Source organism: Acidaminobacter hydrogenoformans DSM 2784 (genome assembly GCF_900103005.1).
Classification (GTDB): Bacteria; Bacillota; Clostridia; order Peptostreptococcales; family Acidaminobacteraceae; genus Acidaminobacter; species Acidaminobacter hydrogenoformans.
Window position 1 is genome coordinate 143,048 of the sequence record NZ_FMWL01000004.1, and the last position, 15,985, is coordinate 159,032.

Below are 15,985 nucleotides of genomic sequence, written 5' to 3' on the forward strand. Positions count from 1 at the left end.
GGGGGAGTCGCTTTGAAATTCGTAGGGAAGAGCATAAAGCGGGTAGACGGTGTCAAGAAGGTCACCGGATCCCTGAAATATGTAGACGACATGAAGATGCCAAGAATGCTGTATGTTGCGGTCAAGCGGAGCCCTCATCCCCACGCGAGGATAGTCTCTATTGATACGTCGAAGGCCATCAGCCTTAAAGGCGTCAAAGACGTCATCACTGGCGAGTATTATACCAAACGGGGTGGCCTTTACCTCGAGGATAAGAATTTTCTGGCGGTTGGCAAAGCCCGGTACAGAGGTGAGGCCGTTGCGGCTGTTGCTGCGGAGTCGGAAGACATCGCAAAGGCGGCGGCAGAGCTGATTGAAGTGGACTACGAAGTCCTGCCGGCGGTGACGAACGCCATTGAAGCCATGGCACCAAACGCGCCTCTGGTTCATCCGGACCTTGGGGATTATAAAGTGGCGCCGGTGTTCTTCCCAGAGCCAGGCACCAATATATCTAACCACTATAAGCTGCGGAAAGGGGACGCGGAGAAGGGGTTTTCCGAATCTGACTACGTCTTTGAAAACAAGTTTTATGTGCCCCATGTTCAGCACGTGCCTATAGAAACACATACCGCCATAGCGCAGATGGACGCGGATGGCTACCTCACGGTCTGGGCGTCCTGCCAGTCCCCTTATGCGGTGCGGCAGGCATTATCAGCGGCATTTGATGTTCCGCTGAACAAGCTGCGGGTGATCTCGCCGGCAGTGGGCGGCGGCTTTGGTTCCAAAGCGGGCACGACCCTGGAGGGGATCATTATTCCGCTGGCCATGCGGTCCAATGGCAGGCCGGTGAAGCTGACCTACTCCCGGGAGGATGAATTTGAGAACGCCTATGTGCGCCAGGGACTCCACGCCACCATAAAAACGGGTGTCCGCAAGGATGGTAAAATTCTGGCGGTCCAGAATGAATTCATCTGGGATGGCGGTGCCTATACGGAATATGGCGTGAACATTGTCAAAGCAGCTGGTTATGCTTCCGCAGGGCCATATGACATAGACAATGTTTTTACGGATTCCTACTGCGTCTACACCAATCACCCGGTGGGTGGCCCATACAGGGGCTTTGGCATGAGCGAAATCCATTTTGGCATTGAGCAAAACCTGGATATTGTCGCAGAGCAGATTGGCATTACCCCAGTTGAAATCCGTAAAATCAATGGCCTTAAATCCGGAGGACGTACCGGAACGGGTGAAATTGTCGAGGTCAGCGGTCTTATAGAATGTCTCGACAACGTGATTCGGGACATTGAGCTGGATAAAGTTGAACCAGCCTCTGGCCCAAACAAACGACGGGGCAAAGCCATTGCCTGCGGCTGGAAAGCGCCGTCCATGCCTAACAACGCGGCATCTTCGGCAATCATCAAGCTGAATGAAGATGGCACAGCCCATCTTCTGGTCAGTGCCCAGGATATTGGCCAGGGGTCTGACACCGTTATGACACAGATTGCAGCAGAAGTACTTTCCATTTCGCCAGAGAAGATTACCGTCAGGACCGGAGATACTGATCATACACCTTATGAGTGGCAGACGGTGGCGAGCCGGATTACGTATTCTGCTGGTCGTGCAGTTTTTGAAGCAGCCCAGGACGCAAAGGCCCAGCTCTTCGAGTTGGCCCAGATCAAGCTCGGGGTTTACAAACGGGATCTTGAAATGCGGGATGGGTTTATAGTTTCCAAGATCTACCCTGACCGGAAGGTCGCCATCAGCGAGCTGGCCCTTGGGCTTACTTTTGAGGACGGAAGCGGGGTGCATGGACCAATCATTGGCAGAGGTGCCTTTATTCCGCCTAATATTCGAAACGCAGACAAGAAGACGGGCCTTGGGGATCATCCTGTGGTATTTTGGACCTATGGTGCCCAGGGTGTTGACCTGGAGGTGGACGTGGAGACTGGGCACATCAAAGTGCTGAAAGTGGCGTCGTCTTTTGATGTGGGTCAGGTGGTGAATCCGCAGATGCTGGAAGGCCAGCTTGAAGGGGCAATCCTGCAAGGCATGGGTACGGCACTCTTTGAGGAGCTGATACTGAAGGATGGCAAGATCCTGAACAAGTCCTTTGTGGACTATAAAATCCCGACTTCAGACGACATGCCGGAGCTTGTGGTGTCTTTTGTGGAGAATCCTGAGGAGACAGGGCCTTTTGGGGCCCGGGGTGTCGCAGAGCCAGCCATGGTGCCAACAGCGCCAGCCATAGCCAACGCGGTCTACAACGCCGTGGGGATTCGGCTTTCTACAATGCCTATGACGCCGGAGCGGGTGCTGACAGCCATTAAGGAAAAAGAACGGCAATCAAAATAGCACTATTTTACTAAGCTTTGAAATGGAGTGGGTAAAATGGGGTTCCGGATCAATTGGTCAAGGGTTATGTAAACAGATGTTTCACAGGCCGGAATCCCTTGTATTTTCAAGTCTTCGAGCTCAATTTTTGTGAATAAATTTTTCGCCTCAATTTACTATTTTCAGACTGACAAAGGCGCTGCCTCTGTTATAATGTTGGTGAACTTATTTTTTCTCATTGATACGGGAGAAAATACTTAGAGGATGAAAGGAGCTGCCCATGAGTAAAGAAGAACTAAATATCAACCACGACGGCATACGTGACGTCACCCAGCTCGGCGTACCTAAAATGATCACCCTGGGAGTACAGCATACCTTCACTATGTTTGGCGCGACTGTTCTTGTCCCAATCATCACGGGCATGAACATCTCTGTTGCGCTCTTCATGGCAGGGATTGGCACACTGCTGTTCCATTTCATCACCCAGGGCAAGGTGCCTGCTTTTCTCGGGTCATCCTTTGCCTTTATTGCACCTATTCTTGCTGTCGCTCAGGTCCATGGGATGGAATACGCCCAGGGCGGCATTGTCGTCGCGGGTTTGATTTATCTGCTGCTTGCGGGCTTGATCGCGATCTTTGGCGTGGAGCGGGTTTTGAAATTCTTCCCGCCTGTCGTCACCGGTCCAATCATCATTGTCATAGGTCTCAAACTGGCACCAACGGCAATCTCAATGGCTTCCGGAGACTGGCTGCTCGCCATTGTGGCGTTTGTCATTGTCACCGGGGTCAGCGTTTTTGCCAAGGGCTTCCTCAGAGTCATCCCGGTCATCATTGGTTTGATAGGCGGCTATGTCTTTGCAGTCATACTTGGCAGAGTGGATTTTACGCCAATTCAAGAAGCGGCCATATTCGGCGTGCCAGCTTTCCAGGTTGCCAAATTTAATGCAGAAGCAGTTCTCACGGTCGCGCCAATTGCCCTTGCGACTATGATCGAGCATATTGGCGACGTCCTCGCTATCAGCTCAACGGTCAAAAAAGACTTCACCAAAGACCCTGGCTTTGTCAGAACTTTAATGGGGGATGGTATTGCCACAGCGGTTTCCGCAATGTTTGGCGGCCCTGCCAATACGACCTATTCTGAGAATACGGGTGTCCTGGCACTGACAAAAGCCTGGGATCCAAAGATCATGCAGATCGCAGCTGTTTTCGCGATCCTTCTCGGTCTGGTGCCTAAGCTCAGCGCAGTTATTTCTACAATTCCTACAGCGGTTATTGGCGGCATCTCCATTATTTTGTTTGGAATGATCGCCTCCATTGGCGCCAGAACACTGGTCGAGAATAAGGTTGATTTTACTGCGTCACGCAATCTGATTATTGCCGCTGTCATATTGGTCTTAGGCCTTGGCGGCGCAGTTGTACCTCTCAATTTTGGCCTTTTCAAACTGAGCCTTGAGGGTATGGCACTGGCGGCAATCGTCGGAATCGTACTCAATGTGGTGCTGCCTGAGCCAGAAAAAGAAGCGGCTTAATAAAAAAATATCGTTTTTCCCGTATCATAGCCCTTGGTCATCCAGGGGCTTTTCTTTTTGAAGCTACAGGGCTTGCGGGAGGTTCAAGCCGTTCTTTGAGATTCAGTTCTGGAAAAAGCCGCTCTAAAGGCCAGTGTTTGGTTTATGTCAACAATGCTCATTTCTTGACTTTGGGAGGTTATTATACCAAACCTCTTAAATCAAGGCCTTTACGAGTGTCCTGAATTTGTTATAATAAAGACGTATTGTTACTGGATGACATATGGAGGGCTGTGAAATGGACAAGGTGATCGGCATAAAGGTCAGGGACTTGATTGAAATGACCGTGTTGAAGGAAGCCCATGTTCTGGCTGGGTTTGAGGGGCTGGACAGGCTCGTGACCAAGGTCAACGTTATGGAGGTCCCTGATATTGTCGACTGGGTCAGGACGGGTGAGTTTCTGCTTACGACGGCTTTTTCCATCAAAGATGACATAGAACGTCTCAACACTATGATTCCTGCTTTCAACAAGCTGGGGCTCGCGGGTATGGGGATCAAAACAAAGCGGTTTGTCAACACCTTGCCGGACTCCGTGCTGGAAACAGCGAATGCCCATAACTTCCCCTTGATCGAGATCCCTTTTGATGTCTCTTATTCTGACATCATGATGCCGGTGATGAGCGAACTGCTAAGCCGTCAAAGTGCCGTTATCAGCCAGGTGAATGACTTTAATCGCCGGTTGACCCGGGTCATGCTCAGGGGCGGCAGTCTGCAGGAGATTGCCAGAGCCATTAATAAAAGCGTCGGAGTACCTGTCGCCATTGTTGAACCACTTTTTAAAACTATTGTGGTATCAGCGCCTGAAGCACAAAAGTCCATTTTAATGGAGAGCGCAGCACGCTTTCTTGAATTGAACAAAAGTCAGGATGGGCCTGTCAGGGAGACTGAGGCATCAGGTGCAGCCTTGAGAGGAGACTTTCAGCCAGGGGCTCCTGTTGGGAGGGTCGCTATACCGATCTGTTCAGATGACCGTCACTATGGCTGGGTTATTCTGTGGGAAACAAATAAGACCGTGAATGCCATGGAGCTTTCTGTCATAGAGGCGTCCACTTCGTTGATCGCCCTGGACCTTCTCAAAAAAATGTCCATTTATGAGAGTGCAAACCGACACAAGGTTGAATTTTTCGATGATTTGCTTTCCACAGAAACCTACAGACAGCAAAAGGCCCTGGAACACGCGGTTTATATGGAGTTTAATCCGAACCTTGCCTATACGGTGGTCATAGCTGATTTTGACGCTTCCACTGAACTGCTGAAGCTGACACCCAACAATGCCGGCTATATGCAGACTATTGCCACCAAAATGGTCAGCATTCTCGAACGCATTTCCAGAGCCAATAAGGGAAGAGTTCACTTTGCCCAAAAGAGTGACCGGCTGATCATTCTTTTCGGTCAGCCTAAAGAAATCCCTGAAGCTAAAGCGAAAGAAGCCGTCATGAACTTCGCCAGTGAAATTCTTCACAACACTGAGCTTGAAGGCTTAAGAGACGTGGTTGATGTTGGCATTGGCCGCCAGTACCGGCAGCTTGAGCATCTGTCAAAATCCAAAAGTGAAGCTAAGCGCGCACTGGCGAACCATCACTTGTGCGGCGAGAAGGGTAAACCCGTTCATTATGACGCATTGGGGATCTATAAGCTTCTGTCCTTTGAGGCCCTCGAGCCGGAGCTTAAGTCTTTCTTTGGAGAAATGTTGGCCCCGCTGGCCCTCTATGACCGCGAGAAGGATACCAACCTGATTGAAACCTTGAGGCTTTATTTTGAGTGCGGCAGCAACCTCAAACGGGTTTCTGAGGAAATGTATACCCACTACAATACAATCATTTACCGGATGCAGCGCATCCGGGAGATCTCAGGCCTCGACCTTGAAGATCCATCAACGCGTCTCAATGTTCAGATCGCGCTGAAAATCATGGATCTGATTCCCACAGACCTTAGGTCTGAGTGACAAATACAATTCCGTTATTTTGGAAGCTGGGCACAATGAACCCGTCGGTCAACTCTGGTATTCTATAGTTGAATGGCGGGTTTCTGCTTTTGTTGACCTGCCACGAAATTCAAAATGTCTGCGTGGTGGTTAATATGAAAGTCCTTCGTGTGTCAGAGGATTGTCTGAGCTTTTTTGCCGATGGTTCAGGTGAAAAACACGGAGAGATCCATGCTGTGTTCGACCGGGCGATCAATGTGCGTTTTCAAGATGGGACGCTCATGACCCTTGTTTCCAGCGCGCTGGACCTTGCGCCTATGACTTGCCAAGTTTCTATGGCCTCGTTCAAGCAATCTGGCTGGACCCAGGGAACCTCTGTGGTCGTGGAAGCCGAGCGGCTCAGCATAGGCAGTGACTGCCTCGATTTCAAGAAAGCGTTGATATGGGCCGCAGAATTAAAATCTGCAGATTTGCCTGAGATTCTGCCGCGTTCCCTCATGCATCAGAGGCTGGAGCAGTTTATCACGGTGCTGCTGGACAAGGGCAAACCTGAAGGCCTCCTGCCATATCTGTGCCGGACTTCCTGTGTGCCTCACCCCAAAAACTGCATGAGAGATGGCGCTGCCAATCCTTATGTGACTTTTATTCAAGGCCGTCTGGATCAGTTTGTTTTGGCATACCGGGACGGTTCTGAGAGCGGGGATGCCAAAGTCATGACTGCATTTTCCAGGATTGTCGGTTTTGGTCCGGGACTGACACCTGCCACAGATGACTTTGTAGCAGGCTTTATGGCGGCGAGCTTATGGGCCCCTTATGGAAAGTTCATGGAGCGCCGGTTATTGGTACAGCGCAATCAAAAATTGGCCGTTCTGGCCAGGGACAAGACGACCTTTGTCAGTGAAAGCATGCTGGCTCATGCCGCCCATGGCCGGATCGCCCAGAAATACAGAAGCTTGCTTGAACTGTTATGTTATGGTTTTCAGGGCAATCTTGAAACCGCAACTTTGAAGGCCCTTGACCATGGCGACACTTCAGGAACGGATTTCCTGACGGGGGCTGCTGTCGCGCTGATTATGTCACTGGATCAATAATGCGTTGTTAAAAAGGGAGAGTGTATAAATTGGCAGTCCAAACGACCATTCGCAAAAATGCCTACTACGACTCCGTCACCCTGATGCTGATCACCAAGGATCTGGCGAAGCTGCCAGGGGTGGTGGATATTCTGGTGGGGATGGCAACCGAGCTCAATAAAGAATTGGCGGACAACCTCAACCTGATGACCCCTGAACTGGAAGCCCTATCTGCCAACGACTTTTTTGTCACGGCCTCATTGACAGAAGAGACGACTATGGAGAAACTGACTGAGGCCCTGGATGATTTGTTGACCAAGAAAAAATCTTCTGGAGGAAGCAGCTACAGACCGGCGACCCTTCAAAGTGCGCTGAACACAATACCAGACCTTAACCTGGCGCTGATCTCCCTGCCGGGACGCTACGCGGCGGAGGAGGTTGAAAAGGCTTTGGATGCTGGTCTTCACGTCATGTTGTTCAGTGACAATGTCAGCATAGAAGATGAAAAACGCTTAAAAGAAAAAGCTGTGTCAAAAGATCTCCTGATGATGGGACCGGACTGTGGCACTGCCATGATCAATCACGTTCCGCTGGCTTTCTGCAACGTTGTGAGCGCGGGGAACATTGGTATTGTGGGCGCTTCAGGCACCGGAACCCAAGAGATCATGTCCTTGATCGACCAGCTGGGTGGCGGCGTATCTCAGGTCATTGGCACCGGCGGACGGGATTTGAAATCTGAAATTGGCGGACTCATGATGCTGAAGGGGTTAGAAGCTTTGACACAAGACCCTGAAACTAAAGTTATAGTGCTGGTTTCCAAACCACCGGCACCAGAGATTGCAGAGAAAGTGCTCAGTATGGTTAAGGCGGCAGGCAAGCCTGTGGTCGTTGATTTTATTGGCGGTGACCGCAGGGCCATAGAAGCTGCCGGCGCTGCAGCCTGCATCAGTTTGGAGGACGCCGCGAGAAAAGCCGTGGCGCTATCGAGGGGTGAAGAGCTCCCTGGTGATTTCTCGGGATTTGATGTCCCGGAGGCAGATATTGACGCACTGGCAGACCACGAAGCCAATAAAAAAACCTCAAGCCAAAAATACTTGAGAGGTCTGTTCACCGGCGGCACCTTGGCGGATGAAGCCATGAAGCTTCTGGGACCGCAGCTTGGTACTATCTGGTCCAACATCCCGCTGAAGCCGGAGGATCAGCTAAAGGACGTCAAAGTTTCCTCAGAGCATACCATCATTGATTTTGGAGACGACGCCTTTACTGTTGGCAGACCACACCCTATGATCGATCCTTCCACGCGCAGTGAGCGGATTGTTGAGGAAGCGGCTGCCGAGGTTGCGGTGATGCTGATGGATGTCGTGCTGGGTTATGGCTCACATCCTGATCCCGCGGGAGAAGTTGCGGCTCAGATCAAGGATGCCAGAGACAATGCCGCGAAAGCCGGCGGCGACTTAACCGTGATAGCCTCAGTCTGTGGGACGGAGGGGGATCCCCAAGGGCTTAAGGCTTCCAGGGAAACCTTGTCGGAGGCGGGCGCCATAGTCATGCCTTCCAATGCTCAGGCCGTCAGGTTGGCGGCCAAGATCATGAAGGCCATCCAGAACAAGCAGTAAGTAAAGGGAGGCGAAAAAAGATGAAACCGCTGAACGGACTTTTTGAAAAAGAATTAAAAGTCGCCAATTTAGGACTTGAGACTTTTTATGACGACCTCAAAAACCAGTCGGTAGAAGTCGTCCATGTAGATTGGCGTCCGACGGCTGGCGGAAATGAAAAAATGCTGAGTTTGCTTGGCAAACTAAAGGGGAAAAAATAGAAGGGAAAGGGAGCGGTAATATTGGAAGAGCGGATTCTCAAAGCCAATCAGGAGGCCTTTGATCGACTTCAGAAAGCGCAGCCTACCATTATAGGCATTGGAACGGCCGGAGAAGACATTCCGGGCATGGATAAAATGACCGTACTTCACGCAGGACCGCCCATCACTTGGGATCGTATGAGTGGACCACTGCGCGGCGCGATCATGGGTGGCCTCATTTACGAAGGCCTTGCCAAGGACGCGGCGGAGGCGGAGGCTCTGGCGGCATCTGGAAAGATCACTTTTGATTCTTGTCACCACCATAGTGCCGTTGGCCCTATGGCTGGCGTCACGACCTACAGCATGCCTGTGTGGAAGCTGAGAAACGAAGCTTTTGGCAATATGGCCTACTGCACCCTGAACGAGGGCCTGGGCAAGGTTCTCCGCTACGGCGCTTACTCAGAAGAAGTCATTGTGCGTCTGAAATGGATGGAAAATGTTTTGGCGTCAGTACTGAAGGCGACCCTTGAGCTTACGGGTCCCATTGACCTCAAGAGCATGATTGCCCAAGTGGTTCAAATGGGTGATGAAGGCCACAACCGAAACAAAGCAGGCACATCGCTTTTAATCCGGGAGCTTGCGCCATTCCTGGTCATGACGGAATTTACCAACGAAGATAAGCGTGACGTCCTCAAATTTATGCATTCCAACGACCACTTTTTCCTCAATCTGACCATGCCGGCCTGCAAGTGCGCGCTGGATCCGCTGGAAGGCATTGAGAATGCCACCATGGTATACACCATGGCGAGAAACGGCACGGACTTTGGCATCAGGGTTTCAGGCCTGGGCAACCGCTGGTTTACCGCGCCGGCAGAGATTATAGACGGCCTGTACTTTCCAGGGTTTACCAAGGATGACGCCAATCCGGACATTGGGGACAGCGTCATCACGGAAACCTGCGGGATTGGCGGATTCGCCATGGCAACGGCACCGGCCATTGTCCAGTTTGTGGGCGGCACGCCGCAGGATGCCTTCAACTTTACGTCCTCCATGTATGAGATCACCTTTGGTGAGAGCGCGGCCTATAAGCTGCCAACCATGAACTTCAGGGGCTCACCTACAGGCATTGACATCATGAAGGTCATTGAAACCCAGATCCGGCCTATCATCAACACCGGGATCGCCCACAAGGACGCAGGTGTGGGACAGGTTGGCGCTGGACTTGTTCGTCCGCCTATGAAGTGCTTCGAGGATGCACTCGAGGCGTTCGTGGAGGATGCCCAGGCGCGAGGCGTCATTTAAGGAAAGAGGTAATTCCTTGGTGGGTGGTGGGTTTTGTGACCATCGGCCAGTCTTATGTTTAAAAGCACTTAAAAAAGATGAAAACAGGAGGGAAATTCATGTTAAAATTCTGGGACAAAGTACAAATGTTTGATCTGACACAGGGCCTCAGCCATCTGACACCGCCGTGGCCAACCTATGAGCCGCTTCAGGTGAAGTTTTTCAAACGCCTGTCGCCAAACGGCGCCAATGGCCAGCTGATTACGACCTCCAACCACGTTGGAACGCACCTGGACGGTTCGCTGCACTTCTGCACCCACGGCCGCGATATTGCCTCCATTCCGCTGGAGGATCTTATTGGACCAGGGGTTGTCGTCGATTTGTCGGATATTGCGGAGGACTATGGCATTTATACGTCCAAGGACATTACGGACCGCGTCGAGGTTAAGAAGGGTGACATCCTGATCATCAACACAGGCTACCACAAGTATGCCTGGGATCAGCCTGAGGCGGACGAGCGCCGCTATATGCTGCGCCATCCGGGACCGACCAAGGAGTTTTCGCAGTGGTGCCAGGAGATGGACATCAAGTGGATTGGTGTGGACTGCGGCTCTGCGGACCACCCTATGAACACGAAGATTCGCGACTGGGAGCCTAAGGAAGCGAAGAAAGCGGATGCTTACCTTCAGGCCAAATACGGCAAGAGCCTCGAAGACTTCTTCCCGGATGATGATTATCAGCTGATGCACGTTGACCTGTTCCCGGATGATATCATCCATGCGGAAAATCTGGGCGGCGAAATTGATAAAGTCCTCAACAAGCGTTTGATTGTAGGCTGCTACCCGTGGAGATTCGTGGGCGGCGAGTCCAGCATCTGCCGCATTGTCGCCTACGACGAGAAGGAATAGTTTCAGGAAACACCATACGCGGCGGCAGGTGCGCCACTGCGGGAACACCCTATGAACTGGAGGGATGACCATGGGTCCACTGGAAGGTTTAAAGGTCCTCGACCTGACGCGGGTTCTGGCAGGACCGTACTGCACCATGATCCTGGCGGATCTCGGGGCGGATGTCATCAAGGTTGAAATGCCAGTGAAAGGAGACGACTCCCGGCATTTTGGGCCTTATCAGAAAGGTGAGAGCGCCTATTTTATGAGCTTGAACCGAAACAAGCGCAGCATAGTCCTGGACCTGAAAAGTCCTGAGGGCAAAGCGACCTTGAAAGCGCTGCTGCTGAAAATGGACGTGGTGGTGGAAAATTTCAGGCCGGGGACCATGGAAAAACTGGGCTTTGGCTATGAGGACATCAAGGCGTATCATCCAGGGATCATCTACGCGGCGAGTTCCGGGTTTGGCCATACAGGGCCATACAGCCAGCGTCCGGCCTATGACGGGGTCGTTCAGGCTATGGGGGGCATCATGTCCATCACTGGCCAGGAGGGCGGCAAGCCAACGCGGGTCGGACCGTCCGTAGGGGATATCAACGCGGGCATGTTTACAGCCATTGGAATTCTGGCCGCGCTGAACCACAGAAATAAAACGGGTGTGGGTCAGAAAGTGGACGTCGCCATGCTGGACTCTCAGGTGGCCATACTTGAAAATGCCATTGCCCGGTATGTGGTGACGGGTGAGGTTCCGGGGCCAGCGGGCAACAAGCACGCGTCCATTGTGCCTTTTGAGCCGTTTGAGACTGCGGACGGGGAGATTATGATCGCCGCCGGCAACGATAACCTCTGGCGTCTCTTCTGCCAGGTGGCGGGCCTGGAAACGCTGGCTGAGGACCCGCGGTTCGCGACGAATCCAAAGCGGCTTGAGCACTATAAGGCTTTAAAGCCGCTGATCGATGAAGTGATTCTCAAAAGGACCACGGCGGAGTGGCAACGGCTTTTAGATGACGCCGGCGTGCCAAATGGTCCTATAAATTCTGTGGACAAAGTCATTGTCAATGAGCAGGTCCTGGCCAGGGAGATGATTGTCGAGGTCGAGCACCCCGTGGCAGGCAGGCTTAAAATGCCAGGGATTCCTATCAAGCTCAGCGCGACGCCAGGGGAGATTCATTCACCGGCGCCCACGCTTGGACAGCATACCGAAGAAGTGCTGAAGGAATTTTTGGGCGATTAGGGAAATGCAGCAAAGTGTTTGGAACCAATGCGTGGACTTATGGGGGGCATAGCTGCGCGCTCAGCGATAGAATTGAGTTTGAGAGATTGAAAGGAAGCGGGGGGCCGCAGGGGATATGGCTCGCCGCTTTCTTTTTGAATTAACATGGCATACTTGAGAGACATAGGGATTATTGGGGTATAGCGGTGTGTAACGGAGGGTGGTGTGTAACGGACGGCTTTGTGAGGCTGGAAAGTATGATGCCGATGGTTTGTGTCCCAGGAAGTCGCATCCAATTATCACAAATATGAGGTTGCCAGTGACATGAAAATTTATTTATATAGCTGGGCCAATAATGTTCTGAAATAAGACGGGATCGGTTATAATAAGAAAGATGACGTGATGACGGAGGACAACATGCGCTGGTTCAGTGACCGCCAATTTATCAATACAATGCTCAAAATAGGGATCCCGGTGATGATCCAGAATTTGATCCAAACCTCCCTCAACATGGTGGATACGGTCATGATTGGCCAAGTGGGCAAGGAAGCCATTGCCGCCGTAGGACTGGCCAACCAGGTTTTTTTTGTGATGATCCTGCTGGTGTTTGGCATCAACAGCGGCGCGTCTGTCTTCATTGCACAGCTGTGGGGCAAGCGGGACCTGGCCAACATCAAACGGACCATGGGCGTCGCCCTGGCCTTTGGCGTCGCCATCACCGGACTTTTTATGCTGGCAGCCATCCTGGCACCCACACAAATCATGAGCCTTCTCAGTGACGGCAATCCGGAAATTGTCCGACTTGGCAGCGATTATCTGCGCATAGTGGGCTGGAGCTACATTTTCACAGCGGTGTCCTTCAGCTTTGCGGTTGCCGCCCGCAGCATTGAGCAGGCCAAAATGCCAACCATTGTCAGTGCGTTCTCCCTGATCGTTAATACCATACTGAATTACGGCCTCATCTTTGGCAAGCTGGGCCTCCCGGAGCTGGGCGTTCGGGGTGCGGCCATAGCGACGCTGATCGCAAGGCTTATAGAGTTCATTGTGATCCTGACCATCATCTATAAGACAGATCACGTCCTCGCTGCGCGTCCCAGGGAGCTGGTCTCCTTCAGCAAAGCCTACATGATCAAGATCCTGGATAAGGCTTCGCCCGTGGTTGCCAATGAAACGCTGTGGGCCATTGGCAACGTCCTCTACAATGTAGCCATTGCCAGGATTGGTGCGGAGGCAATTGCCAGCTATCAGGTGGCCAACTCGCTCTTTCGCTTTTATGAGGTCATTTTCATGGGCATGGCCGCCGCCTGCCAGGTCATGATTGGCAACAGGATTGGCGCTGGCGAGGAAGGCCTGGCCAGGCAGTACGCGAGCCACTTCCTGAAGCTCTCCCAGACTGGCGCCCTGCTGATTGCGGTGTTTATAGCCCTCAGCGCAGGCGGCATCATCAGCCTCTTTGGTCTTGAGCCGGCCCTGTCCCGTACCACCACGTCTCTGATGTACCTGTACGCGGCCTTTACCTTCTCAAAGACCTTCAATCTCATGATGATTGTGGGCGTTCTCAGGGGCGGCGGCGACACCAAATATGCCCTCTACGTGGAAGTGGCGGCGGTGTGGCTTGTAGGCGTGCCCCTCGCCTTTGCGGGTGCTGTCTGGCTCCAGGCCGGCGTCATTATCACCGTAGCGCTGCTTATGCTCGAAGAAGTCCTGAAGACCCTTTTGACCTTCAGGCGCTATATGAGCCAGAAATGGCTCAACAACGTTATTCATGAGCTGTAAATACAACTAAAACTTTTGCCGATGGTCACGCAGGCCAACCCATGGCAACAATCTTACTTCAGGAGGTTTTCCTTTGACTACGTTTGTCCATTCCGTCGGAACATTGATTGGCACCATTTTTTTAGGCATCATGCTGCTTCAACCGGGTAACAAAAACACTGGAAAAGTACGGTACCGCTTAAAAAGCCGCTACAAGGGCGGTCTCATTGCCGTCTATCTCTTTTTCATCGCCGGCAGTTTGGCGGCCTTTGTCCTGGGTCCTGTTGAAATGACGCCGCAGCGAAGCGTTGAGGTTTCCTTCTGGGTCTCCCTCATGTTCATGATGGTTTATCTCCAGGCAGACGACCTCATGATTACTGACACTGGCGTCGCTTTTCAAGATTTATTTGGAAAAGTCAGAGGTCGCTTTTATCCTTGGAGCAAAGTTATGGAAGGCAAAGTTGGAACAAACCGCGTTTCTTTCCTGGTTGAAGGAGACAAAAAGCCCAAGCGGGTTGGGATCTCCGTTAAAACCCTGGATGAGGCCACTATGAAGGATATCGAAAAAATAGTCAAAAAAGCAACGGGTTCTTATGCCAAAAGAAAGGACAGGTCGTAGCAAATGACAGGAAGATTGATGAAGCTTGCACTCACGTTAACGTATGCCGCGATTGCCGTTTATTTTTACTTTACCGGGAATCAAGGCTTGGCGGCTCTGTTTGTCATGGCGGCCCTTTTTATTGGCTTCGCAATTGTGCGTCAGGGCTCTGTAGCCCTTGCTATCAAAGCCATTCGGGACAATAATCTTCAAAAGGCAAAGTTTCATGTTAAGGAAACCATCCGTCCAGAGTGGCTGAGCCCGGCTTACCGCTCCTATCACTTCATGGCAAAGGGGTATGTTGAAGCCTCTGAAGGGAAGACAGATGAAGCCATAGAATCCTTTGAAACCTCCCTGACCCATAAAGTTCGCCATGCGGATGACCTCAGCATTGTGAAATTTCAGTTAGCGGTTCTTTACGCGGAAAAGCAGGACTTTGAAACGGCTAAGGCATTGATTGCTGAAGTCAAGAATCTGAATCCAAACCCAAATCTGCTGGAGCAAGTGAAGAAGGCTGAAAAGAAGCTTAAAGCGGCGACCAGCGGCAGGGTGAAATTCAGCAAGTCTGATGAGGGGCTTGAGGCAGAGGATGAGGTTGAGGCTGAAGCTCAGATTGAGGATCGGTCTGTGGATGAGGTTGTTGTCGAGGCTGAAAAAGAGGTGTAGAGGAAGATGTGGATCGATTTGACCGTAGCCGTAACGCCTGAGCTTTCCGAAAAAGCGAGGGCCAACGAAAAAATGACTGCTTTTGGGCATCTGGGCACCCATTTTGACGTCATGAACCTGACGTTTCCTCTTGAAAACGCCAGGCGCAGCGGACTTGTGCTTGATGTGACCGAGGTGGCTTTTACAGGTCAGGAGGTTTCGCTCAGCGCCGAAGCGCTGAATCTGGTGCAAGAAGGGGATTTTGTGATCTTTCGTACCGGTAGGATTGAGAACGTGGCTTACGGTTCAGAAGCTTATTTTGGCATTCACCCACAGCTCGAACATTCGCTGATTGATGCCTTGATTGAAAAAAAGGTCGCCATGATAGGAATAGACGCGGCGGGCATCCGGCGAGGCAGCGAGCACACCCCAATGGATCAGTACTGCGCGGACCGGGGCGTTTTCGTCGTAGAGAACTTATGTAATCTTGGCGCTTTGCTTCAAGGTCAAAAACATGCACGCTTTGAGATTTTCACGTTCCCCATCAAGTTTGAAGGCATGAGCGGACTGCCGTGCCGGGTGATGGCTTTGGTGGAAGACGTGATATGACATGTTTATATTAAAAAGACGGATGGGATATATTCCCACCCGTCTTTTTTGTTATATTCATTTCCTTATTCGATCGCTGTAACCGTATAGCCCGCTTCTTCGACAGCAGCCATCAGGACCGCGTCTTCGACATCAGTCTCAACTGTCGCAATATTTTGGTCCGCGCTGACGCTGAGGACCTGAACGCCGTCAATTTCTTCAAGGGCATTTTTGACGCGGCGCTCACAATGGCCGCAGCTCATACCGTCAATTTTAAGTGTTTTCATAAGACATTCTCCTTTGTAAGTGGGATAGTTTAAATTTAGCTATATCTCCAGCCAGGCGCTTGAAG

Annotated in this window: 14 protein-coding genes; 13 read left to right on the forward strand and 1 reads right to left on the reverse strand. The window is 51.6% G+C overall.

Annotated elements, in window-relative coordinates:
- Positions 1-12: 12 nt before the first annotated feature.
- The 13 genes from BLP63_RS05850 (at position 13) to BLP63_RS05910 (ending at position 15,654) form a co-directional block, all read left to right on the forward strand.
- A complete protein-coding gene (locus BLP63_RS05850) occupies positions 13-2,331 on the forward strand; it encodes a xanthine dehydrogenase family protein molybdopterin-binding subunit (RefSeq protein WP_092589971.1) in 2,319 nt (772 codons plus the stop codon).
- Positions 2,332-2,590: 259 nt separating this feature from the next.
- Positions 2,591-3,838, forward strand: a complete 1,248-nt coding sequence (locus tag BLP63_RS05855; RefSeq protein ID WP_092589972.1) for a uracil-xanthine permease family protein — start codon at positions 2,591-2,593, stop codon at positions 3,836-3,838.
- Positions 3,839-4,115: 277 nt separating this feature from the next.
- A complete protein-coding gene (locus tag BLP63_RS05860; protein ID WP_170829321.1) occupies positions 4,116-5,822 on the forward strand; it encodes a PucR family transcriptional regulator in 1,707 nt (568 codons plus the stop codon).
- A 134-nt stretch (positions 5,823-5,956) separates the two neighbouring features.
- Positions 5,957-6,892, forward strand: a complete 936-nt coding sequence (locus BLP63_RS05865; RefSeq protein ID WP_092589974.1) for a DUF2877 domain-containing protein — start codon at positions 5,957-5,959, stop codon at positions 6,890-6,892.
- Positions 6,893-6,921: 29 nt separating this feature from the next.
- Positions 6,922-8,487 (forward strand): acyl-CoA synthetase FdrA, encoded by a 1,566-nt coding sequence (gene fdrA, locus BLP63_RS05870; protein WP_092589975.1) that lies wholly within the window; start codon positions 6,922-6,924, stop codon positions 8,485-8,487.
- Between the two features lie 20 nt (positions 8,488-8,507).
- Positions 8,508-8,687 (forward strand): fdrA domain protein, encoded by a 180-nt coding sequence (locus BLP63_RS05875; RefSeq protein ID WP_092589976.1) that lies wholly within the window; start codon positions 8,508-8,510, stop codon positions 8,685-8,687.
- Positions 8,688-8,708: 21 nt separating this feature from the next.
- Positions 8,709-9,968 (forward strand): YlbE family protein, encoded by a 1,260-nt coding sequence (locus BLP63_RS05880; RefSeq protein ID WP_242870813.1) that lies wholly within the window; start codon positions 8,709-8,711, stop codon positions 9,966-9,968.
- Positions 9,969-10,066: 98 nt separating this feature from the next.
- A complete protein-coding gene (locus tag BLP63_RS05885) occupies positions 10,067-10,855 on the forward strand; it encodes a cyclase family protein (RefSeq protein ID WP_092589978.1) in 789 nt (262 codons plus the stop codon).
- A gap of 70 nt (positions 10,856-10,925) precedes the next feature.
- Positions 10,926-12,068 carry a CaiB/BaiF CoA transferase family protein gene (locus BLP63_RS05890; protein WP_092589979.1) on the forward strand — a complete coding sequence of 381 codons (1,143 nt, stop codon included), beginning with the start codon at positions 10,926-10,928 and terminating at the stop codon, positions 12,066-12,068.
- Positions 12,069-12,464: 396 nt separating this feature from the next.
- Positions 12,465-13,823: an MATE family efflux transporter gene (locus tag BLP63_RS05895; RefSeq protein ID WP_170829322.1), complete on the forward strand. Its 1,359-nt coding sequence runs from the start codon at positions 12,465-12,467 to the stop codon at positions 13,821-13,823.
- A 73-nt stretch (positions 13,824-13,896) separates the two neighbouring features.
- Positions 13,897-14,421 carry a hypothetical protein gene (locus tag BLP63_RS05900; protein ID WP_092589981.1) on the forward strand — a complete coding sequence of 175 codons (525 nt, stop codon included), beginning with the start codon at positions 13,897-13,899 and terminating at the stop codon, positions 14,419-14,421.
- 3 nt (positions 14,422-14,424) lie between these two features.
- Positions 14,425-15,066, forward strand: a complete 642-nt coding sequence (locus BLP63_RS05905) for a hypothetical protein (RefSeq protein ID WP_170829323.1) — start codon at positions 14,425-14,427, stop codon at positions 15,064-15,066.
- Positions 15,067-15,072: 6 nt separating this feature from the next.
- Complete coding sequence (locus BLP63_RS05910; protein ID WP_092589983.1) at positions 15,073-15,654, forward strand: cyclase family protein; 582 nt, start codon at positions 15,073-15,075, stop codon at positions 15,652-15,654.
- A 65-nt stretch (positions 15,655-15,719) separates the two neighbouring features.
- Here the strand turns inward: BLP63_RS05910 and BLP63_RS05915 are convergent, their stop codons facing one another.
- Positions 15,720-15,920 (reverse strand): heavy-metal-associated domain-containing protein, encoded by a 201-nt coding sequence (locus BLP63_RS05915; RefSeq protein WP_092589984.1) that lies wholly within the window; start codon positions 15,918-15,920, stop codon positions 15,720-15,722.
- Positions 15,921-15,985: the final 65 nt, after the last annotated feature.

What these genes read in the sequence shown, in the direction of transcription:
- BLP63_RS05855 (WP_092589972.1), top strand. Translation starts at nt 2,591, where the DNA reads ATGAGTAAAGAAGAACTAAATATCAACCACGACGGCATACGTGACGTC.
- BLP63_RS05905 (WP_170829323.1), top strand. Translation starts at nt 14,425, where the DNA reads ATGACAGGAAGATTGATGAAGCTTGCACTCACGTTAACGTATGCCGCG.
- BLP63_RS05895 (WP_170829322.1), top strand. Translation starts at nt 12,465, where the DNA reads ATGCGCTGGTTCAGTGACCGCCAATTTATCAATACAATGCTCAAAATA.
- BLP63_RS05860 (WP_170829321.1), top strand. Translation starts at nt 4,116, where the DNA reads ATGGACAAGGTGATCGGCATAAAGGTCAGGGACTTGATTGAAATGACC.
- BLP63_RS05915 (WP_092589984.1), bottom strand. Translation starts at nt 15,920, where the DNA reads ATGAAAACACTTAAAATTGACGGTATGAGCTGCGGCCATTGTGAGCGC.
- BLP63_RS05885 (WP_092589978.1), top strand. Translation starts at nt 10,067, where the DNA reads ATGTTAAAATTCTGGGACAAAGTACAAATGTTTGATCTGACACAGGGC.
- BLP63_RS05910 (WP_092589983.1), top strand. Translation starts at nt 15,073, where the DNA reads ATGTGGATCGATTTGACCGTAGCCGTAACGCCTGAGCTTTCCGAAAAA.
- BLP63_RS05875 (WP_092589976.1), top strand. Translation starts at nt 8,508, where the DNA reads ATGAAACCGCTGAACGGACTTTTTGAAAAAGAATTAAAAGTCGCCAAT.
- BLP63_RS05890 (WP_092589979.1), top strand. Translation starts at nt 10,926, where the DNA reads ATGGGTCCACTGGAAGGTTTAAAGGTCCTCGACCTGACGCGGGTTCTG.
- BLP63_RS05865 (WP_092589974.1), top strand. Translation starts at nt 5,957, where the DNA reads ATGAAAGTCCTTCGTGTGTCAGAGGATTGTCTGAGCTTTTTTGCCGAT.